This is a genomic window from Gordonia mangrovi (genome assembly GCF_024734075.1).
Classification (GTDB): Bacteria; Actinomycetota; Actinomycetes; order Mycobacteriales; family Mycobacteriaceae; genus Gordonia; species Gordonia mangrovi.
Genome location: NZ_CP102850.1, coordinates 827572 through 847128 on the forward strand (window position 1 = coordinate 827572; position 19557 = coordinate 847128).

Here is a 19557-nt window from a genome sequence, read left to right on the forward strand (position 1 = left end):
CGCTGCCGCCCACATCTTGGACGGCTGACTGGACACCAGTCTAGGTGATTTGCTGGTCAGCCACCAGGGTTTGCCGGACGTCGCGGAAGATTCCTTCGCCGGCGCTGGTGCGGCTGATCGCGTCAGCGGCCAGGACCACCGCCGCCGACGTCCAGCAACTCTTCTCCACCGGCCAGCGCTTCCCATCGGAGAACACCAGCCCGGTCCAGTACGACCCGTCCGGATCACGAAGATGCTGAATGGATTCGACCAGCGTGATGGCGTCGGCGGTGTCGCCGAGCGCGTCGACGGCCAGAGCCAATTCACACGTTTCGGCGCCGGTGACCCAGGGCCGATGGTCGACACACCGAATCCCCATGCCCGCCACCACGAACTCGTCCCATCGCCGGGCGATGTGCTCCTGTCCGGCCCGGCCGCGCAGGGCGCCACCGAGGATGGGGTAGTACCAGTCCATCGAATGATCCGACGGCGGCTCGAAATTCTCCGGACGGTCGCGGATCACGTCTCCCAGCGCCGCATGCGCGGCCGCCCACGACGATTCCGGCTGCCCCATCTCGTCGGCGATGCGCACCGCGCAGTCGATCGCCTGGAAGATACTGGCATTACCGGTGATCTGGGCCTGGTCGAACATCGCACCGCTGCGGTGATCACCACCCCACCGGAACGCCCCGTCGGGCCGTTGGAACTTCATCACCAGATCGATCGCCGACCACACCGTCGGCCACATCTCGTCGAGGAATCTGGTGTCCCCGGTGATCAGGTAGTGATGCCACACGCCCACCGCGATGTAGGCGCAGAAGTTGCTGTCGATGTTCGGGTCCAGCACACGGCCGTCGACCATCCGGATCGGCCACGACCCATCCGCGCGCTGATGCCGCCGCGACCAGCCGTAGGCCGCCTCGGCCTCGGCGATCCGACCGGTGACCGACAACGCCATCGCCGACTCGACATGGTCCCACGGGTCGGTCTGACCACCCGGAAACCACGGCAGCGCACCGGAATCCTCCTGCATCGCGGCGATCGCGGCGCCGGTGGCGTCGATCTGCTCCGCGGTGAGAACCCCCGCGATCGCCGGTAGCGTCGTCACCTGCTTCCGGCGTCGTCGGCGGTGACCGGCTTACGCAGGTACAACGCGACCGACTTGCCGATCAACGGGTTGAGCGCCTGCTCACCGACCCGGGTCAGCCACGGCTTGCTCATCATGTCCCACACCAGCAGCTGATGATAGGCCTTGACCAGCGGATTCCTGTCGTTCTCCACGCCCACAGCACATTTGATCCACCAGTAGGGGGCGTGCAAGGCGTGGGCGTGATCGGTTCCGGTCACCTCGAGGCCGGCTCGGGTGAGTTTGTCGGCGAGCTCGGACGCCTTGTAGATGCGTACGTGGCCGCCCTCGACCTCGTGATACTCGTCCGACAACGCCCAGCACACCTTCTCCGGCCAGTAGCGCGGGACGGTGACCGCGGCGAGTCCGCCGGGCTTCAGAATACGCACCATCTCGGTGATCGCGGCCTCGTCGCTGGGGATGTGTTCGAGGATCTCCGACATCAGTACGACGTCGAAGCTGTTGTCGGCGTAGGGAAGACGGAGTGCATCACCGACCTCGGCGCGCGCCTTGGCCGCGGCGGGCACATGCCCTTCCGCGGTCATCGCGTCGAACATCTCGGCCACTTCGGCCATATCCGATTCGGACTGGTCGAAGGCGATGACATCCGCGCCGCGGCGGAACATCTCGAAGGAGTGCCGGCCCTGTCCCGCCCCGATGTCGATCGCCTTGGTCTGCGGACCCACCCCCAGGCGGTCGAAATCCACTGTCAGCACTCGTTCATCTCCTTTGTGTCGATCCGGCGTCGCGCGATCAGTTCCCGGCCGGCCGCTTCACCGCGAGGTCGTCCGGTCGGCCGCATTCTGCTCGGCCGCGACCCGTTGCAGCACTGTCTCATAGTGCGCCGCGGTTTTCGCGGCGACCGCTGCCCAGCTGTAGCGTTCCTCGACCCGACGACGTCCCCCGTCGCCGAGCCTCCGGCGCAGTTCCGCGTCGTCGAGCAGGCCTTCGATCGCCTGCGCCAATGCGCCCGAGTCCCGCGGGCCCACCAGCACCGCCGCCTCCTCGCTGGTGCCGACGACCTCCGGGATCGCTCCGGCCCGCGTCGCCACCAACGGGGTCGCACAACTCATCGCCTCGACGGCCGGTAGCGAGAAACCCTCGTACAGCGAAGGCACACAGGCGACTTCGGCGGACGCGAGCAGCTCGGCCATCTCCTCGTCCTCGAGACCGGACACCACTCGGACCTGGTCGCGGATGGCCAGATCGTCGATCATCTTGGCCGACGGGCCGTTCGGGTCCAGCTTGGACACCAGTACCAGTTCGACGTTGCGTTCGGCGCTGAGCTTGGCCACTGCCTCGAGCAGATACGAGACCCCCTTCAAGGGAGCATCCGCGCTTGCGACGCAGGCGATCCGACCCGGCACCCGCGCCACACCGGGCTTGAACACATCGGTGTTCACGCCGAGCGGGATCGTGGTGATGCGACCCGACGGAATGTCGAAGGCCTTGCGGATGTCGACCTCGCTGCTGCGGGAGACCGTGAGCAACTCCGGAATCCGGCGTGACACACGTCCCTGCATACGCAGAAAGGAGTGCCAGCGCCACGCGGTGATCTTGCGCCACCCCTTGGCCGCCTTCACCGCCAGTGTGCGGTCGCGGGTGATCGGATGATGAATCGTCGCGATCAGCGGGAAGCCGGCCTGCTGGATGTCGAGTAGACCGTAGCCGAGGCATTGGTTGTCGTGGACGATGTCGAAATCGTCGCGACGGTCCTTGAGCAGACGTGCCACGCGCAGGCTGAAGGTCAGCGGCTCACCGAAACTGGCCGTCCACATCGACCCGACCTCGAGCATGTCGATCCAGTCGCGGTACTCCCCGGGCCGGGGAGTCCGGAACGGGTTCGGCTCGTCGTAGAGTGCCATGCTCGGCACCTTGGTCAGCCTGACCCCGGCGTCGATGGCGACCTGGTCGAGCTCGGGATACGGCTGGCCGGAGAAGATCTCGACCTCGTGACCGAGGAGTGCCAGCTCCCGGGACAGATGCCGGACGTACACCCCCTGGCCGCCACAGTGCGGTTTGCTGCGATACGACAGCAGTGCGACGCGCATCCCCTTACACCGGTTCCATGCCGGCGGCGGTTTCGAATTCGGTGACCGCGACGAACTTCACGCGGCGGCGACCGGCCGACTTACCCGCGTCCCGCTCGGCGGAGTCGATCGCCTTCCAGCCGGCGAGGTCGATGCGCCGTGCGCCACGATCGGCGACGATGTCGGCGACATCATCACGCACCGTCGACGGCGTCGGCAGGGTGCCGTCGACGAAGTCGCGCAGCACCGCCTCCGCGGTCTCGTGCCCACAAATGCGGTTCATGCCAATCCCCCCGGTCGCCCCTCGCTTGATCCAACCCGTCACGAACAGTCCGGGCATGACGTCGCCGTCGGACACGGCCTGCACGCGGCCGTCGGTGTTCGGCACCACGCCCTTGACCTCGTCGAACGGCAAGTCCATCACCGGCACACCGCGATAGCCGATGGCCCGCAGCACCACTCCGGTCGCCAGTTCGAAACGCTCCTCGGTCGGCGTCACCGCGATCCGCTCGGTCCCCGGCGCATAGGCGTTGCGCACACAGGTCAGCGACTCGACATGCCCGTCGCCGCCGATCTCGACCGGCGAGACCAGGAAGCGGAACACGATGCGCCGGTTGCCGTCGGTGGTCGGGCGTTCGGCGAACTCGCGGGCCAGCCGGATCTTGGTACCGATCGTCGAGTCGAGCGTGTCGTCGTCGAGAGCTGCCTCGGTGGCCGCGTCGAGGACGAGCTCGTCGGGGTCGATGACGATGTCGACACCCTCGACGTCACCGAGTGCGAGGAATTCGCTGTTGGTGTAGGCGGCCTGCGCGACACCGCGGCGGGCGAGCAACACGACTTCACGCACGTTGGATTCGCGTAGTGCGGCCAGCGCATGGTCGGCGATGTCGGTGGCGGCGAGTTCCTCGGGGTCGGTCACCAGGATGCGTGCCACGTCGAGGGCGACGTTGCCGTTGCCGACGACGACCGCGCGCTCCGCGGACAGGTCGACGTCGAGGTCCGCGTAGTCGGGGTGACCGTTGTACCAGGCGACGAACTCGGTCGCGGGGATCGAGCCGGCGAGATCCTCACCCTCGATGCCGAGGCGTTTGTCGGTGGCCGCGCCCACGGCGTAGATCACCGCGTGGTAGCGCTCGGCGAGTTCGCCGTGGGTGATGTGCTTGCCGACCTCGACGTTGAGGAAATACTGGAAGTTCCGCTTGGCCGCGGTGGCCGCGAATGTCTTCTCGACACCCTTCGTGGGGGCGTGATCGGGAGCGACGCCGGCGCGCACGAGCCCGTACGGGGTGGGCAGACGGTCGAACATGTCGACCTTCACCTGCGGCTTGCGGACGAGCTCCTCGGCGGCGTAGAACGCGGCCGGACCGGCCCCGACGATCGCGACGTGCAGCTCTCCGTCGGGCAGCTGCGGCGCCTTCTTCGGCGGCACCAGACCACCCTCGACGTCGTGATCCTTGTAGTAGTCGGCGTTGATCTGCAGGTAGGGCTCGTCGCGCTCTTCGAGCTGGTCGTCGGGCAGAATCGCCTCGACGGGGCATTCGTCGATGCACGCACCACAGTCGATGCAGGTCTCGGGATCGATGAACAACATCTCCGCGGTGAAGAACTCCGGTTCATCCGGCGTGGGGTGGATGCAGTTGACCGGACACACGCTGACACAACTGGCGTCGTTGCAACATGGTCGGGTGATCACATGCGCCATCTGCTGTTTCCTCGAAATCCGACACGTGGAACGTGTTCTAGTTTTTCCGTCCTGAGTATCTTAACTGTAAAGATACCGGCGGCTGAAAGTAGGGACGTAGTGAGCGCCTCACCCAGCGGGACGAACATCGAACCACTGCGGGATCGCAAGGAGGGGGCACGGCACTTCGAAGTGGCCTACCGTGTGCGCACCGGCGACATCGACCAGGAGATGCGGCTGCGCCTCGACGCGGTGGCGCGCTATCTGCAGGATGTCGCCAACGACAACATCGAGGCCACCGACTACAGCCACAGCGATCCGTTCTGGATCGTGCGCCGCACCGTCATCGATGTCATCCGACCGATCTCCTGGCCGGCGACGGTCACCGCGCAACGCTGGTGCGGTGCGCTGTCGACGCGGTGGACCAACATGCGGGTGCGGCTGACCGCCGAGCACGAGACGAACCGGTTCAATCCGGAGCCGCGGGAACCGGGGCTCATCGAAACCGAGGCGTTCTGGATCAACGTCAATGACCAGGGGATGCCGTCGCGGATCACCGACGAGATGCTCGAGATGCTCTCGTCGATGACCGACGAGCATCGGTTGCGCTGGCGGTCGATGAACCCGGACAAGGCGCCATCGGCCGACGAGGTGGAGCTGGCCGACCGGACGCACGTCCTGCGCATCACCGACTTCGATCCGTTCAAACACCTGAACAACGCGGCGTACCTGGAGGCGATCGAAGACGAACTGCTCGATCACCCCGATCTGGCCGACGTGCCACACCGCGCCGTGATCGAGTACCTGCGGCCCATCGTGCCGGGCGTGTCCATCACGCTGCGACGCGTGCGCGAGGCCGACCGCCTGCTGGTGTGGATGATGATCCCCGACGCCGACGGCGAGCTGGTGGTCGCGGCGACGGTGTCGGTGTCGAAGTTGCCGGAGTGATGAACCGGGCGGTGAGGTTTGTCCCTGCGGCCCCGCGGGCCTGGCGCCAATGACACGACATCCGCGACCTGTTCGCCGACGACGTCGGACCGCTGGAAGACGAGTTGGCGCTGAGCGCCATCACGGTGGCAGAACTGCACGTCGGTACGCTCGTTGCCAAGGACGCAACGTCGCGGGCCGAGCGACTGCGGCGGCTGCTGATCATCGAACGATCTTTCGATGCGCTGCCGGTCGACGAGGCGGTTGCGGCCGCATCCGGCAAAGTGGCTGCTGCCGTATTCGAGGCGGGTCGGCAACCTCGCCCACGCTCGCTGGATCTACTCATCGCGGCCACCGCGCATGCCCATCGCGCGCGCCTCTACACGCGCAATCCGTCGGACTTCGTCGGCATCGACGAGTTGGTTCCGGTCGTGCCCGTCTGAGCCGGGCACCCCGGGTCACTGACCGCCGGTGAGCAGCAACTCCATCAACTTGATCGGCGCCGCGCACGGGTCGGCCGGTACCGCGGATGTACGTGGTTCGACCCACCAGGTGTAGACCCCGCGGCTCGGCGCGCGCGCGGTGACCCCACAGATCGCGGGTCGGTTCGGATCGCGTTGGGTGAACGCGGCCTGGCTGGCGACCTTGATGTTCTCGGTCTCGTAGCCGAGTTCCTTGGCGGTGTCCTTCTCGACGTTCGGATCGCCCCACTCGAACCAGTTGAAGGTCACGCCCGCGGTGATCGATCCCTCGACGATCCACCGGCAGATCGCGCCGTTGAACGTGCCGCGCGCGATGGTCCCACCGACCGCCTCGGCGATCTGATTCGGTGACAGCACCGAACATTCCAGCAACAGATTGTCGAACTGATCGGTGTCGACGTTGCCGGACTGCTGGTCGTCGGCGGCGCCGACCGCGACCGGGGTGCCGTCGACAGTGCAACCGGTCGCCACCCCCAGAACCACCAGGACGGCGCCGAGCAGCGCGATCACGCGCCGCCTCATGACGACCGCTCGATCGACAGGCGGGACAGTTCGGTGGCCGCATCGCAGATCTGCTCGGTCGGCGGCGGTTCCTCGCCGAGCAACGCCTGTGTCCCGGCGCTCACCGACCATTCGAAGAAGTCGGCGCCGAACGCGATCCCGATCTCGCAGATGCCGATATCGGAGGCGATGAAGCCCTGGTGACCGTTGATCTCGAAATCCTTGGTCGATTCGCGGGACAGTTGTTCGGTGGCGCGTTCGCGGCCGATCGGCGACCCGCGATACCAGTTGAACGAGGTGACCGCGCCGGTGCGGTCACCGCTGGTGTCCCATTCGCAGACCGACGGATTGTTGACCGTGTTGGTGAGGCCCGCGAACTTGGTGATCCGCGTGACCTCCTCGGTCGTCACACCCCCGCACTCACCGAAGAACGGGCCGGCACCGGCCTGGGCGGGAGCCCCCGGTGTGTCCGGCGATGCCGGATCTGCCGGGTCGTCGGAACAGGCGGTGAGGACGGCCGCGACGATGGCGACAAGAGCCAGCAGGAATCCGTCACGCATTCGCAGCCGGTCGAGTTCGCGGCGCTCGCGTTTGGTGGGTCGCCCGGCGCCGCGGTCGCGGCGGGGCTGACTGGCCACGATCTCACGCGGCGGGGGTGGCGGACTTCGGTCGATGAAGCATTCGGCGGCGGCGGACGCGGACACACGCTTGCCGATCAACTTCGTCACCTCGACGATCCGTTCGTGCCCGTGCAGGCGCACGCGCACTTCGTCGCCGATGGTGACCGGCTGGGCCGGTTTTGCGGTGACCCCGTTGACGCGGACATGCCCACCGCGACACGCCGCCCCCGCCGCTGATCGGGTCTTGGTGAGCCGGATCGCCCAGATCCAACTGTCGACGCGGGTGGTCATTGCTCCTCTGCGTTGGTCGCTGGTCGGGGTCGATCGCTGCTCGCGCTACTGCTGGCGGGTCAGGAAGTAGTAGCCGGCGCCGCCGGCCACCAGGCCGATGATCAGCGCCGGCCAAAAGCCCAGGACCAACCACAGCACCCCGAATATCACGATTGCCGGCGACACCGCGGCCACCGCCATCCCGGGATGCTGGCGTACGACCTCGGAAACCGCCTTGCGTCTCGCTGGATCTACCGCCATGGCTCCTCCTTGGTGCGGCCGGTCAGATGAGGCTGATCGATACCTCCACTGTAGCCAAGGAGATCGGCGGGCCGGGGACGCCGCGGCGTCAGTCCTCGGTGGATGACGACGCGCTCGCGTCACCCCCGTCGGTTGAGGTGTCGTCGGAGTCGTCGGAGTCGTCAGAGTCCGTGCTCGAGTCGGCGTCCGCGTCGGACTCGGTCGAGTCGGAGCTGTCGGTGGACTCCGTGTCGGTGGCGTCGGTGTCCTCGGATGCGCCAGTGTCATCGGATGCGTCGCTGTCATCGGACGCGTCGCTGCCGGCGGCGTCTGTGCCGGCGCCGTCATCTCCGGACGTCGTGGCGTCGTCGGAGGTGGTGTCGTCCGCGGTTGTGCTGTCGTCCGCCGGTTCGTCCGACGTGGTGTCGTCCAGGCGGTGCTTGCCCACGTATTCGGTGGAGGTCTCCACCGTCCGATGCTTCCCGACGTACTCCGGCTCATCGGAGACCTCGGCGGAGGAATCCGACTCCGTTGACGCGGGCGTGCTCAGCGAACTCCGCTGCACCGTCGGCTCGACGACCGGCGCGTCGGTCTCGGCCGCCGCGAGGGTGGCGCCCGACGTCATCGACGCGGTGGTGTCCGGAATGTCGAACGGACCGGCAGTCGGGATGCCGAACGGGAACTCGACCTCGGGGATGTGCAGGACGGGCACGATCTCACCGGTGTCGAGTTCGTCGAGGGTCAGGATCGGCACCCCCAGGTGGTTCGGACGCTCCTGCCCGTTGACCGTGACCATCGGGTTGAGCGTGAGCTGCTGACCGAGCCAGTTGATGGTGGTCGACTCCTGGGTACCGTAGTCGCTGGTGAACCGCACGAAGTTGCCGCTGAGTAGGTCGTAGTCGCCGGCGAAGCTCAGGCGGGCGAAGTCCTTGCTGAGGGTGAAGGGCTGGCCTTCGAGGAGCTGGGTGATGACCTGGGAGAAGACCCCGGACGGGTCGGTCAGGACGGCGGAGGGGTCGGTCAGTGCGAACTGGACCTCACCGTTGGGTTCATTCCATCGGAAGTCGAAGGTGCCCAATACGTTTGCGCACGCGCCGACACCCTCGGCATAGGCGCCGGTCAGGCCGCCGTAGCAGCTGACCTGACGCACCGCGGGAATCACCGGCAAATCGATGCCGAGGATGTTGTCGCTACCCAGGAGCGTCACCGGGATCTCGTCGGTAGTCCACGCATTCGCCATGCCGAGAAGTGCGAACGACACGGCCTTGCGGTCGCCGCTCGCGCCGGCAGTTGCGAGGCTGACCGGCAGATACGAAATCGCGGTCGCATCACCGCCGCCGGATGCCAGCGCGAACTGGAAACCGCTGCCGATCACCTTGGCCGAACCCTCAGTGACCGGGGCGTCTGGGATCGGGACCTCGATTCCGACGGTATTCAACGCGGCTTCGGCGAGTGTGTACGCGGCATCTTCCAGCTCATACTCAGCGAGCGCGGCGAGGTACTCGGCGTAGCCGGCGGCACCGTCCGGGAAATCACTGCGCTCCGGTTCTTCGGGCGGGTTGTTCAGATAGTCTTTGGTGCCGTTGTACAGAACATCGGTGTTCGACGGATCATCGAGATCATCGACTCGCGGAACGAGTTCGATCCTGGTCGGCATGATGATCGCGATCCCGGTGCCGGTCGACTGTGTACAGTCGGCGCCGCCGCTGGCGCCCCCGCTGGCACACAGTTCGATCCGCAGGGCCTTCAACGCTTCTTCAGTGGCGGCGTTGTTGGCGATGCTGCCGATGATCTCACCCAGTTGACCGGCCGGGTTGTCGATGTCACCGACACCGGGGATGGTGACCGCAGCAGCCTGCGCCGGTCCCATCATCTGCCCGGCACCAACCGCCGCGACCGTGGCCAGCGCCGCGACCCCCGCGGCGACACCGTTGCGCCTCTGCTTGCGGTTGCGTCGACGTTCCAGCTTCTGCGATCGCCGAATTCCGTTGCCGCCCATGTTGGTCATTCGTCCCAATCCCCTGTCCGCCCCGATGTGAGCGCGCTCATTGAACCACGCCACGTCGGACAGTGTGCCATTTCAAAGGAATATTCAACGGTCGCAAACATGGGGCACGAATTGGACGATCGTCCGACCAGCAAACCCGGATCACCAGCGTGCGCGGACCAGCGCCTCCCCCTCGGCGGCGGCGTCGGCCGCGCATCCGAAGCCGACGACCCAACGGCCGTCCGACAGTTCCACACTGCCGAGCATCATGGGTGCCGGCAGCGCGGCCAGGAACTCACCCAACGCGTTCGGGGACATCGACCACACCTCACCCTCGATGACACGACCGTGCACGCCGTCGCGCACCAGGCCGGGCTTGGGCGGCACGGTATCCAAAGCCACCAGTCGGTAACTGGGTGCGGTGGTCACCTCCCCCACCCAGCGCGCACCACGATCGGACAGCTCGTGCGTGAGCGGGCCGCCGCGCATGTGGGCCCCGAACACGGCCAGTTCCACACTCGGCGCGACACTTTCCGGCCATGCCGGCGCCGCACGGTTCGCGCTGAACCGGCGGGCAAGATCCATCACGACCGCGTCCTCATGGGCGCGCGCCAACAAAGTGATGCCGAACTGTGCTTGCGTTCCGTCTGTTTCGGCAACGGTTCCGGCAGGCACGGCGACCCCACACAGATCGAACAGGTTGCAGAAGTTGGTGTAGGTTCCCATCCGGGAGTTCACCCCCACCGGGTCGGCGGCCACCTCGGCCAGACCCGGGTGGGCCGGGGCGGTGGGTACCATCAGCGCATCCGCGTCCCCGAGTTCGGCCATCGCCGCACGTCGCAGATCGGCAAGCCGGGACCGCGCCGACAACAGGTCCACCGCGCTGAATCGTCCTGCGCCGCCGATGATGCCGGCGACCGTCGGATCGAGCGCGGCCGATTCATCGGCCGCACCGAGGAATCCGCCGACGGCGTGGGCACGCTCGGCGACCAGTGCGTCCTCGTACAGCAACCGGGCCGCAGCGAGAAACGGTGTCAGATCGATGGGTTTGATCCGCAACCCGGCGCCCTCGGCGGCGGCGACCGCGTCGGCGAAGGCAGCTCGCCACCCCTCGTCGAGTTCGGGGAGTTCGGCGGGCACCGCGATCGTCGGTTGTTCGGGCGCGGCGAGGCGGGTCGCGGTTCCGAACGGGCGTGGACCGGCACCCATGGCCATCGCGGCCATCGCCCGGTCGGCGAGGTCGAGGGTCTCGGCGAAGATCGTCACCGTGTCGTAGCTGGCGCAGGCCGGCACCACACCCTCGGTCGACACCACACCGAGCGTCGGCTTGACGCCGATGATGCCCTGCAGTCCGGCCGGTACCCGACCCGACCCGGCGGTGTCGGTGCCGATGGCGATGTCGGCGAACCCCAGCGCCACCGCCACCGCCGAACCGGAGCTCGAGCCGCCGGAGATACGGTCGGGTCGGCGGGAATCCCGCACGGCACCATAGGGACTGCGCGTACCGACCAGACCGGTGGCGAACTGGTCGAGGTTCGTCTTGCCGATCACCACGGCACCGGCCGCCCGCAGCGCGGCGACCGACGGCGCATCGACGTCCGGGTGGTAGAGGTATCCGGGACACGCAGCGGTGGTCGGCAGGCCGGCCACATCCACGTTGTCCTTGACCGCGAGCACCGTGCCCGCCAGCGGCAGGCCGCTACTCGCCGATGCCGCGAACTCCGCGGCGACCTCCTCGCGCGGACGCAGCGTGATGAACACCTCGGGCCGGTCGGCATCGGCGATCCGGCGGTAGATGTCGTCGATGCGGCTCATGCGACCTTCCCCTGTTCGATGTCCTGAGCGGCGTTGCGGGCCGCGAATTCTCCTTGTTGCGACCAGCGTTCACGCTCTTCGTCGCGGGCGGTCTCCATCGCCGTTCGGGTGGCCGAGATGGCTGCGGCATTGTCGTCGATGAAGGCCTGGTGGTCGGCCAGCGAGAAGCTGCCCTCGGTGATCCGCATGCTGTTGCCGCGTCCGGCGGCCACGTCGGCACGCATCTCGAGCAGTTCGTCGGCGCCGACCGGGTACCAGCTGATGCGGTCGAAGAACCGCAGCAGCCACGGATGTTCGGGATCGAAGCCGGGGGCCGGCTCCGGGTGCCGATGGTTCCACACCTGGGTGGTGCGGCCGACGAACTGATAGCCGCCCGGCCCTTCCATGCCGTAGACGCACAGGTAGGCGCCGCCGATGCCGACCGCGTTCTCCGGGGTCCAGGTGCGGGCCGGATTGTATTTGGTGGTGACCAGCCGGTGGCGCGGGTCCAGCGGAACCGCCACCGGTGCACCGAGATAGACGTCACCCAAGCCCAACACCAGGTAGCTGGCGTCGAAGACGATCCGGTGGACGTCATCGACCGAGTCCAGGCCGTTCATCCGGCGGATGAACTCGATGTTCCACGGGCACCACGGTGCGTCGGAGCGCACACCCAGCATGTACCGTTCGATGGCCTCGCGGGTGGCCGGGTCGTCCCACGACAGGGGCAGCGACACCTCCCGACTCGGCACCACCAGGTCCTCGGCGGCCGGCAACTGACTCTCGCACTCCTTGAGCCACTGCTCCATGCGCTGCTGCGACCACACATCGGGGTCGGCCTTGACCTGCAACGACCGGATGCCGGGGGTGAGATCGATCAGACCGGCCGGGCGCTCTGCCGCGATGCGTTCGCTCAGCGCGTGCACACGGGCGCGCAACGCGAGATCCAGCCGCATGTCCCCGTATTCGACCAGGATGTTGTCGTCACCGCTGCGGCGGTACGTGACGGTGGTGGCGCCATCGGCGGTCGTCGTGGTGCCCAGGATCCCGTCATCGACATCGCCGCCGGCCGAGAGCACATTCACCATGCCGGCCCGGCGGGCCGGGCCGATGGTGGACGGCGATGCCGCCTGCTCACTGCGCACGGCGACGAACCGGACGGTGTCGCCGGGCTTGAGCTGCCCCAGCTTCCATCGCTCCGCGGCGACCACGGTGACCGGGCAGACGAATCCACCGAGGCTGGGCCCGTCGGGTCCCAGCAGGATGGGGGTGTCGCCGGTGAAGTCCAAGGCACCGACCGAGTAGGCGTTGTCGTGGATGTTGGACGGATGCAGTCCGGCCTCCCCACCGTCGTCGCGCGCCCACCGCGGTTTGGGTCCGATCAGACGGATGCCGGTGCGGTCGGAGTTGAAGTGCACCTCGTAGGCGGTCGCGAAGACGTCGTCGATGTCCTCGGGCGTGAAGAACTCCGGTGCACTGTGCGGGCCGACCGTCACGCCGAGTTCCCATGCGTGGGTGAAGGCGGGCTGCTCGTCGGACAGCACGCGGCGCGGCTGCCCGGTCTGGGTGTCGGTCAGCGACAGCTCGTCACCGTCGGCGAGGTTGCGGCCGTCTTTGCCGCCGAAGCGTCCCATGGTGAAGGTCGAGCGACTGCCCAGGTAGTCCTCGGCCTCGATACCACCGGACACCGCGATGTAGATGCGCATGCCGAGGTCGGCGGCCGCGCCGACGTCGAGGACGTCACCCGCGGCGACCGGCACCGGCACCCACTGCGCCACCGGACGTCCGGACACGGTGACCGGTGCGGGTGCACCACCCACCGCGATCACCGCAGGGACGTCGAACCGCAGGGCCGGGCCCATCATCGTCGCCTCCAGCCCGGCGGCGGCGCCGGCGTTGCCGACGGCCTTGTTGACCAGGCGGAACGAGAGGTCGTCCATCGGACCGGACGGCGGGACGCCGACTTTCCAGTAGCCGATCCGGCCGGGCCAGTCCTGGATCGTGGTCTGTGGCCCCGCGCGGAGAACGGTGATGGTGGCCATGGTCTCGAAGCTCCTCGTGTGTAGAAGGCAGGTGATGGGCGGGTCAGACCGCGGGGCGAGTGACGATGACCCGGACTGCCGTCGGGTCGAATCCGTTGCAGGGGTTGTTGATCTGCGGGCAGTTGGAGATCAGCACCAGCGTGTCGACCTCGGCGCGCAGTGCGAGACGCTTGCCCGGCGCGGACAGCCCGTCGACGATGCCGAGAGAGCCGTCGGGATCGACCGGCACATTCATGAAGAAGTTGACGTTGCCGACCAGATCTCGTTTCCCGAGAACGTGTTTCGCGCCGCCGATGAGGAAATTCTCCACACACGCGTGCTGGTGTTTGGTGTGGTGGCCGTAGCGCAGCGTGTTCGATTCCTGGGAGCACGCGCCGCCGAGAGTGTCGTGATTGCCGACCTCGTCACCGACGATGGTCATCATCGGCCGGGATTCCTGGTCGCGGATCACGCTGCCGGTGGTCAGGAAGATGTTGCCCTGGGCGGCGATGGTGGCCTGCGCCGAGTATCGGATGGTGTGGTCCTGGCCGCCGTAGAACAGGGTGTCGACGGCCTGGTTGCCGTGGAGGTCGACGATGGTCAGCACGTCGCCGGCGGCAACGACGCCGGTCCACGGCGCGCGGTCGCCGATGACGGCGTCGGTGATGATCTCGCCGGGCACCAGGGCCAGTTCGCGGGGATCGGTGGTGAGTTCGGTGGTCATGCATCTATCCGTTCAGGTGGTTGGTCTCGATACGCCTCGGGCTCGCTGCGCTCGCTCGGGGCTACTCGACCAGCGGACGGGCGGTGGGGTGACGGGTCAGAAATGGGCTGCGGCCCAGACATCTTCGGAGTTCGCGACGGCACGCTGGTACTCGGGGTCGGTGTCGGCGACGGTGCCGAGCAACTCGTCGAGGTCGCCGGGGGCCTGCCAGGCCACGACCTCGAGCGGTCCGGTGTCGAACTTCGGCGACGGATCGAGCGGGTGGGCGGTGTTGACGACGGCCACCACGCACGGCAAGTGCAGGATCAGGTCGACCGTCTTGTCCCGCCCCGCGGTTCCCTTCGAGGTCAGCGCGCCGTCGGACTCGACCACGACGCCGTGGAAGAACGACAGCGACGGCGCCACATCGGTCGGGGTGAGTCCGTGTTTGGCAGCGGCCAGGGTGAACAGTTCGCGCCCGGCCGGGCTGTCCGAGTGTGCCAGCCCGTCACCGTATTTCGCGATGTTTCCGGCCAGCGTGCTGGTTCCGCACAGCGCGTCGTGGTGACCGGAGTCGTCGGCGACGACGGTGGCCAGCGCCCGGCCCTGATCACTCAGCAGCGGGTGTCCCGTCGACAGGTAGGCCTGCCAGGGCACCTTCACGGTGTCGGCGACGTTGAGCCGTTCCCACGGCGCATCGGCCCGCCAGAGCAGGAGGTGGGCGCAGGCCGAGCCGGTGACGTCACGCAGACGCAGGCGGGTGCCGCGGGCCAGCACCTTGCTGGTGTAGCGGCCGCCGGGGACTGTTTCGGCCCAGGTCAGTCGGGCGGCGTTGACGCCGGCGGGTGGGTTCGGCCAGTTGGCAGCCGGTACCACCGGCATGGAGTCGGTGATGGTGCCGGCCTGGGACCGGGCGTGTTCGCGGGCTCCCGCAGTGGTCGCGGTGCCGTCGGCGGTGGTGGTGGTCATGATGAAACTCCTGAGTAGCGTTGTCGAGAAAGCGATCTGGACCTAGCGGCCCGCGGCTGCCCGGTCGGCGGTTGGCGAGGTGACGGGCTTGGGGTGTTCCTTGCCGCGAGGGAAGCACGCGATGCCGACGAGCACGGTGATGGCGATGCAGATCGGGCCGGCCCAGCGCAGGATCGGCATGTCGCCGGCGGGGTCGAACACCTCGGCGCGCGGCCAGGCCAGGTTGATGACCATCAGCGTGCCGTAGACCACGGCGAGCAGGTTCACGACGATCCCGAACCATCCCATCGTGAACAGCTTCTTGCCCTCGGCGTCGACGGCGGCCCGATCGGTGGGCCAGCCCTGGAATCGGCGGTACAGCATCGGTCCGGTCACCGCCAGGTAGGCGAGGTAGATCAGGATGATGCAGACGCTGGCCAGCGTGGCGAAGATCGCCGAGTTGCCGACGTTGACGAGCAGGATGCCGACACACAGCACACCGATCAGGATCGCCGGTGCGATCGGGGTTCCGGTGCGCGCGTTGACATGCGACAGCGTCTTGGAGAACGGCAGCCGGCCGTCGCGGGCCATCGAGAACATCAGGCGTGAGCACGCGGTCTGGATCGCCAGGGTACAGATGAAGATGGCCACCGCGACGTCGCACAGCAGGACCTTGCCCCAGAAGCTGCCGAGCACCGAGTCCAGCACGTAGGGCAGACCGCCGATGGCGAGTTGTTCGTCGAGGGTGGGAGCGGCCATCAGTGCGCCGAGCAGCATCAGCCCACCACCGATCGCGGACACGGTCAAGGCCAGCCGGATGGTGCGCGGGGCGACCCGGCGTGGGTTGCGGGTCTCCTCGGCGAGTTCGCCGGCCGAACCGAATCCGACCATCACATAGGCGGCCATCAGGCCGGAGACGATGAAGGCCCAGATGTAGCCGGGCTGCTGGCCGGGGATGCCGGTGTCGAAGACCACGTCTGGGCCGCGCTGGGCGTGGGTGAACAGCGCGAGCACCACGGCGACGACACCGACCAGCTCACAGGTCACCCCGATGTTATTGATGCGGCTCATCCAGGAGATGCCGACACAGTTGATGGCGGTGACGATGACCAGCAGGATCGACCCGAGCAGGACGGCATTGGCGGCGCCGCTGGTGCTGGTCAGTGTGGGGTCGTCGCCGATGACCTGGAACCCACTCCATATCGACGGCAACACGACCTGTAGCGCGATGGCCGCAGCGGACGCGGTGACGATCTGGGCGATCATCATGAACCAGCCGCCGAACCAGCCGATCACTTCGCCGCCCATCCGTCGTGACCACTGATAGATGGCGCCGGAGATCGGGTACCGCGCCGCGATCTCGGCGAAGCACAGCGCGACGAGGAACTGGCCCGCATAGACGATCGGCCAGGTCCAGAAGAATGCCGGGCCGCCGAAACCGAAGCCGAGACCGAACAGCTGGAAGATCGTCGTCAGGATCGACACGAACGAGAAGCCGGCGGCGAAGGAGGCGAACTTACCGAGCGAGCGATGCAACTGCTGGTCGTAGCCGAACTCCGACAGGTCGTCGGCGTCGCCTCCCGGGGGTCCGGGTGGCGTGGGCGGTGGCGTGATGGCGGTGGAGGTCATTCTCGTCATCTCTCTAAGTGAGGTCGGTGCGTCGGCTCCACAGTGAGCGGCGTATCTGTCAGGTGATAGATAACCTCCGGGCAATTTCTATCAAGTGACAGAATTGTTTCGCAAATGGAAACACATGCTACAAGTGTGTTACATCGCGCAGGTCAGCGGGTTGCCGGCTCCGCAACACGGGTGCGTTAGGGTGGTTGGGAGTTGGGTGCCACACCGTCGGCACGGGCAGAAACGAGGACTTCATGGCGTCGCGGCCGTCAGCATCGCCGGGCACCGCCGGCCCGGGCCGTCCGCGTCTGGTCAAGCCACGGCGTCATGGCGACACCGCACGCGAGGAGATCCTCGACGCGGCCGCCGAACTGTTCACCCGACATGGCTACACCGGGACATCGACCCGAATGATCGCCGACGCCGTCGGGGTGCGGCAGGCATCGCTGTACCACTACTTCAAGACCAAGGACGACATCCTCGCGGCTTTGCTGGCGACCACCGTCGACCCGTCGGTGGAGCATGCCCGCGAACTGCTGCGGGCCGACGACGCGCCGCTCCGCCGGTTACTGGACCTCGCCCGCTACGACATCACCCAACTGGCCGCCGCCCGCTGGAACCTCGGCGCCCTGTATCTGCTGCCCGAGCTGGCCGATGACCGCTTCGGTGAGTTCCGCGCCGCCCGCCAGGAACTGGCCGGCGCCTATGAGACCCTCGCGGCCGCGACACTCGGCACGGCATCGGATACGCGTGCACTGCTGCCCTTCCGGCTGGTGGAGTCGGTGATCATGATGCGCTCCGACGAGCAGCGGGGTGAACTCGGCGATCACACCGTGGCCGGCCTGGTGGACACCATCGTCGGCGCTATCGAGATGCTCATGGAGCACACGCCCAGCCACTGACGCCGCGCCCGCCGCCGCGTTGTTCCTCCCCCGGGTATCAGTTCGTTCTCCGGCGGCAGCTGGCGAGTGAAGCGATACCCGGGGGAGGAACCGCGGCCGACCGATGCGCCGATCGCCGATAGGGTGTGAGCATGGCAGGCCGCAGTATGCGTTTCGACCCGATCGCCGAGGCACGACAGAACTGGGCGGACGCCGGATGGGGGGATGTGGCCGACGGGATGGTCGCGGTGACCTCCATCATGAGGGCGCATCAGATACTGCTCGCCCGCGTCGAAGGTGCGCTGCGCCCGTACGATCTGAGTTTCTCGCGCTTCGAACTGCTTCGCCTGCTGGCCTTTTCACGACAGGGTGCGTTGCCGATCACCAAGGCGAGTGACCGGCTGCAGGTGCACGTCACCAGCGTGACGCACGCGATCCGTCGGCTGGAAGAGGCGAACCTCGTCCGGCGCGTCCCCCACCCCACCGATGGCCGGACGACGCTGGTGGAGATCACCGACCTCGGCCGCTCCACGGTCGAGGACGCCACCGCGACGCTCAATGCGGAGGTGTTCGGCGCGGTCGGGATGACCGACGACGAGATGGGCTCGATGGTGAAAGCCATTCAGTCGCTGCGCCACAACGCCGGCGACTTCTGACGACAGGATCTGCTTTCGGTGTCCATCCGGATCACCGCTGAGCCTGCTCGGATGGATTATCCAGCCGACGGCGACGAGCGGTGATGCTCACGGACATTGATCCAGCGTCCGGGTCGCCGAGTGAGGATCGACGAGCGCAGCGAGGAGGCCCGGAGCGAGTGCGGGCCCGGCGCCATTCGAACTAGTGCAGGGTCTTGATGATGGCGCTGAAGTCGAGGTCGCCGTGCTGTTCGGCGAACGACTTGTAGATCTGCGCGGCGTGGGTGCCGAGCGGGGCGCGGGAGCCGGTGCTGCCAATCGCGTCGAGCGCCAGACCGAGGTCCTTGTTCATCAGCGCGGTGGCGAATCCGGGCTTGTAATCGTTGTTGGCCGGCGAGGTCGGGACCGGTCCGGGTACCGGGCAGTTGGTCTGCACGGCCCAGCAGTTGCCGGTGGCGCCGGTGATGACGTCGTAGAGCGCCTGATCGGACAGGCCCAGTTTCTCCGCGAGTACGAACGCCTCGCCCACAGCGATCTGCTGCACGGCCAACACCATGTTGTTGCAGACCTTCGCCGCCTGCCCGGCACCGGCGGCACCACAGTGGATCACCTTGCCGGCCATCGGTTCCAGCGTGGGTCGAGCCGCGCTGAACGCCTCGTCCTCGCCACCGACCATGAAGGCCAGCGTGCCTGCGGTGGCACCCTTCACCCCGCCCGAGACCGGGGCGTCGAGCTGGGCGAACCCGTGCTCAGCGGCTTGCTCGTGGATGGCGCGGGCGTCGTCGACGGAGATGGTGGAGCTGTCGATCAACAGCGCACCGGTTTGGGTCGCGGGCAGGATCTCGGTGTAGAGGCTCTTCACGATGGCGCCGCTGGGCAGCATGGTGATCACCACCTCGGCCGCGGCCACGGCCTCCACGGCCGTCGGGAACGTCTCGATACCGTTGCCCTGCGCCGTCTTCACTGCCTCGGGCACCGGATCGAATCCGTGCACGGTGTGGCCGGCCTTCACCAGGTTGGCAGCCATCGGGCCGCCCATGTTGCCGAGGCCGAGGAAGGCAATCGTCGTCATTGTCGAATCTCCCAGTCTTGTGATGTCACCCAGTGGTCTGGGG

At 67.3% G+C, this 19557-nt stretch carries 18 protein-coding genes; 4 read left to right on the forward strand and 14 right to left on the reverse strand.

Going from position 1 to position 19557, the window contains the following annotated elements; all coding sequences use genetic code 11:
- Positions 1-40: 40 nt before the first annotated feature.
- Genes NWF22_RS03900 through NWF22_RS03915 form a run of 4 tightly spaced genes read right to left on the reverse strand, consistent with a single transcriptional unit; the run spans position 41 to position 4837 of the window.
- Complete coding sequence (locus NWF22_RS03900) at positions 41-1087, reverse strand: prenyltransferase (RefSeq protein ID WP_160900540.1); 1047 nt, start codon at positions 1085-1087, stop codon at positions 41-43.
- On the reverse strand, positions 1084-1821 hold the full coding sequence (locus tag NWF22_RS03905) for a class I SAM-dependent methyltransferase (protein WP_160900539.1): 738 nt from the start codon (positions 1819-1821) through the stop codon (positions 1084-1086). Before NWF22_RS03905 ends, NWF22_RS03900 begins: the two co-directional genes overlap by 4 nt.
- A 57-nt stretch (positions 1822-1878) precedes the next feature.
- On the reverse strand, positions 1879-3156 hold the full coding sequence (locus NWF22_RS03910) for a glycosyltransferase family 4 protein (RefSeq protein WP_160900538.1): 1278 nt from the start codon (positions 3154-3156) through the stop codon (positions 1879-1881).
- A 4-nt stretch (positions 3157-3160) separates the two neighbouring features.
- Positions 3161-4837, reverse strand: a complete 1677-nt coding sequence (locus NWF22_RS03915; RefSeq protein WP_160900537.1) for an FAD-dependent oxidoreductase — start codon at positions 4835-4837, stop codon at positions 3161-3163.
- A gap of 99 nt (positions 4838-4936) precedes the next feature.
- On the opposite strand from NWF22_RS03915, the gene NWF22_RS03920 reads away from it, so the two are divergent.
- Together NWF22_RS03920 and NWF22_RS03925 are read left to right on the forward strand one after the other, a co-directional pair.
- On the forward strand, positions 4937-5764 hold the full coding sequence (locus tag NWF22_RS03920) for an acyl-[acyl-carrier-protein] thioesterase (RefSeq protein ID WP_325064851.1): 828 nt from the start codon (positions 4937-4939) through the stop codon (positions 5762-5764).
- Positions 5765-5868: 104 nt separating this feature from the next.
- Positions 5869-6186 carry a PIN domain-containing protein gene (locus tag NWF22_RS03925; RefSeq protein WP_233750867.1) on the forward strand — a complete coding sequence of 106 codons (318 nt, stop codon included), beginning with the start codon at positions 5869-5871 and terminating at the stop codon, positions 6184-6186.
- Between the two features lie 15 nt (positions 6187-6201).
- Here NWF22_RS03925 and NWF22_RS03930 read toward each other — a convergent pair whose 3' ends face one another.
- The 9 genes from NWF22_RS03930 to NWF22_RS03970 all read right to left on the reverse strand — a co-directional run bounded on the left by NWF22_RS03930 (position 6202) and on the right by NWF22_RS03970 (position 16938).
- Positions 6202-6747, reverse strand: a complete 546-nt coding sequence (locus tag NWF22_RS03930) for a DUF3558 domain-containing protein (RefSeq protein WP_160900535.1) — start codon at positions 6745-6747, stop codon at positions 6202-6204.
- Entirely contained in the window at positions 6744-7637 is an 894-nt protein-coding gene (locus NWF22_RS03935) for a DUF3558 family protein (RefSeq protein ID WP_160900534.1), read from the reverse strand. Before NWF22_RS03935 ends, NWF22_RS03930 begins: the two co-directional genes overlap by 4 nt.
- A gap of 45 nt (positions 7638-7682) precedes the next feature.
- Complete coding sequence (locus NWF22_RS03940; protein WP_160900533.1) at positions 7683-7877, reverse strand: hypothetical protein; 195 nt, start codon at positions 7875-7877, stop codon at positions 7683-7685.
- Positions 7878-7965: 88 nt separating this feature from the next.
- Positions 7966-9864: a hypothetical protein gene (locus NWF22_RS03945; RefSeq protein ID WP_202398161.1), complete on the reverse strand. Its 1899-nt coding sequence runs from the start codon at positions 9862-9864 to the stop codon at positions 7966-7968.
- Between the two features lie 141 nt (positions 9865-10005).
- Positions 10006-11658 carry an allophanate hydrolase gene (gene atzF, locus NWF22_RS03950; protein ID WP_160900532.1) on the reverse strand — a complete coding sequence of 551 codons (1653 nt, stop codon included), beginning with the start codon at positions 11656-11658 and terminating at the stop codon, positions 10006-10008.
- Positions 11655-13679 carry a 5-oxoprolinase/urea amidolyase family protein gene (locus NWF22_RS03955; protein ID WP_160900531.1) on the reverse strand — a complete coding sequence of 675 codons (2025 nt, stop codon included), beginning with the start codon at positions 13677-13679 and terminating at the stop codon, positions 11655-11657. Before NWF22_RS03955 ends, atzF begins: the two co-directional genes overlap by 4 nt.
- A 43-nt stretch (positions 13680-13722) precedes the next feature.
- A complete protein-coding gene (locus tag NWF22_RS03960; protein ID WP_160900530.1) occupies positions 13723-14382 on the reverse strand; it encodes an urea amidolyase associated protein UAAP2 in 660 nt (219 codons plus the stop codon).
- 96 nt (positions 14383-14478) lie between these two features.
- Complete coding sequence (locus tag NWF22_RS03965) at positions 14479-15330, reverse strand: urea amidolyase associated protein UAAP1 (RefSeq protein WP_160900529.1); 852 nt, start codon at positions 15328-15330, stop codon at positions 14479-14481.
- Positions 15331-15372: 42 nt separating this feature from the next.
- Positions 15373-16938, reverse strand: coding sequence for an amino acid permease (locus NWF22_RS03970; protein ID WP_160900528.1), 1566 nt, complete (start codon positions 16936-16938; stop codon positions 15373-15375).
- Positions 16939-17180: 242 nt separating this feature from the next.
- Between NWF22_RS03970 and NWF22_RS03975 the strand changes: the two genes are divergently transcribed.
- A complete protein-coding gene (locus tag NWF22_RS03975) occupies positions 17181-17828 on the forward strand; it encodes a TetR/AcrR family transcriptional regulator (RefSeq protein WP_160900527.1) in 648 nt (215 codons plus the stop codon).
- Positions 17829-17959: 131 nt separating this feature from the next.
- Positions 17960-18463: a MarR family transcriptional regulator gene (locus NWF22_RS03980; protein WP_160900526.1), complete on the forward strand. Its 504-nt coding sequence runs from the start codon at positions 17960-17962 to the stop codon at positions 18461-18463.
- A gap of 181 nt (positions 18464-18644) precedes the next feature.
- Here the strand turns inward: NWF22_RS03980 and mmsB are convergent, their stop codons facing one another.
- Positions 18645-19514: a 3-hydroxyisobutyrate dehydrogenase gene (mmsB, locus tag NWF22_RS03985; protein ID WP_160900525.1), complete on the reverse strand. Its 870-nt coding sequence runs from the start codon at positions 19512-19514 to the stop codon at positions 18645-18647.
- Positions 19515-19557: the final 43 nt, after the last annotated feature.

What these genes read in the sequence shown, in the direction of transcription:
- NWF22_RS03910 (WP_160900538.1), bottom strand. Translation starts at nt 3,156, where the DNA reads ATGCGCGTCGCACTGCTGTCGTATCGCAGCAAACCGCACTGTGGCGGC.
- NWF22_RS03915 (WP_160900537.1), bottom strand. Translation starts at nt 4,837, where the DNA reads ATGGCGCATGTGATCACCCGACCATGTTGCAACGACGCCAGTTGTGTC.
- NWF22_RS03930 (WP_160900535.1), bottom strand. Translation starts at nt 6,747, where the DNA reads ATGAGGCGGCGCGTGATCGCGCTGCTCGGCGCCGTCCTGGTGGTTCTG.
- NWF22_RS03935 (WP_160900534.1), bottom strand. Translation starts at nt 7,637, where the DNA reads ATGACCACCCGCGTCGACAGTTGGATCTGGGCGATCCGGCTCACCAAG.
- NWF22_RS03940 (WP_160900533.1), bottom strand. Translation starts at nt 7,877, where the DNA reads ATGGCGGTAGATCCAGCGAGACGCAAGGCGGTTTCCGAGGTCGTACGC.
- NWF22_RS03945 (WP_202398161.1), bottom strand. Translation starts at nt 9,864, where the DNA reads ATGACCAACATGGGCGGCAACGGAATTCGGCGATCGCAGAAGCTGGAA.
- atzF (WP_160900532.1), bottom strand. Translation starts at nt 11,658, where the DNA reads ATGAGCCGCATCGACGACATCTACCGCCGGATCGCCGATGCCGACCGG.
- NWF22_RS03955 (WP_160900531.1), bottom strand. Translation starts at nt 13,679, where the DNA reads ATGGCCACCATCACCGTTCTCCGCGCGGGGCCACAGACCACGATCCAG.
- NWF22_RS03960 (WP_160900530.1), bottom strand. Translation starts at nt 14,382, where the DNA reads ATGACCACCGAACTCACCACCGATCCCCGCGAACTGGCCCTGGTGCCC.
- NWF22_RS03965 (WP_160900529.1), bottom strand. Translation starts at nt 15,330, where the DNA reads ATGACCACCACCACCGCCGACGGCACCGCGACCACTGCGGGAGCCCGC.
- NWF22_RS03970 (WP_160900528.1), bottom strand. Translation starts at nt 16,938, where the DNA reads ATGACCTCCACCGCCATCACGCCACCGCCCACGCCACCCGGACCCCCG.
- NWF22_RS03975 (WP_160900527.1), top strand. Translation starts at nt 17,181, where the DNA reads ATGGCGTCGCGGCCGTCAGCATCGCCGGGCACCGCCGGCCCGGGCCGT.
- NWF22_RS03980 (WP_160900526.1), top strand. Translation starts at nt 17,960, where the DNA reads ATGGCAGGCCGCAGTATGCGTTTCGACCCGATCGCCGAGGCACGACAG.
- mmsB (WP_160900525.1), bottom strand. Translation starts at nt 19,514, where the DNA reads ATGACGACGATTGCCTTCCTCGGCCTCGGCAACATGGGCGGCCCGATG.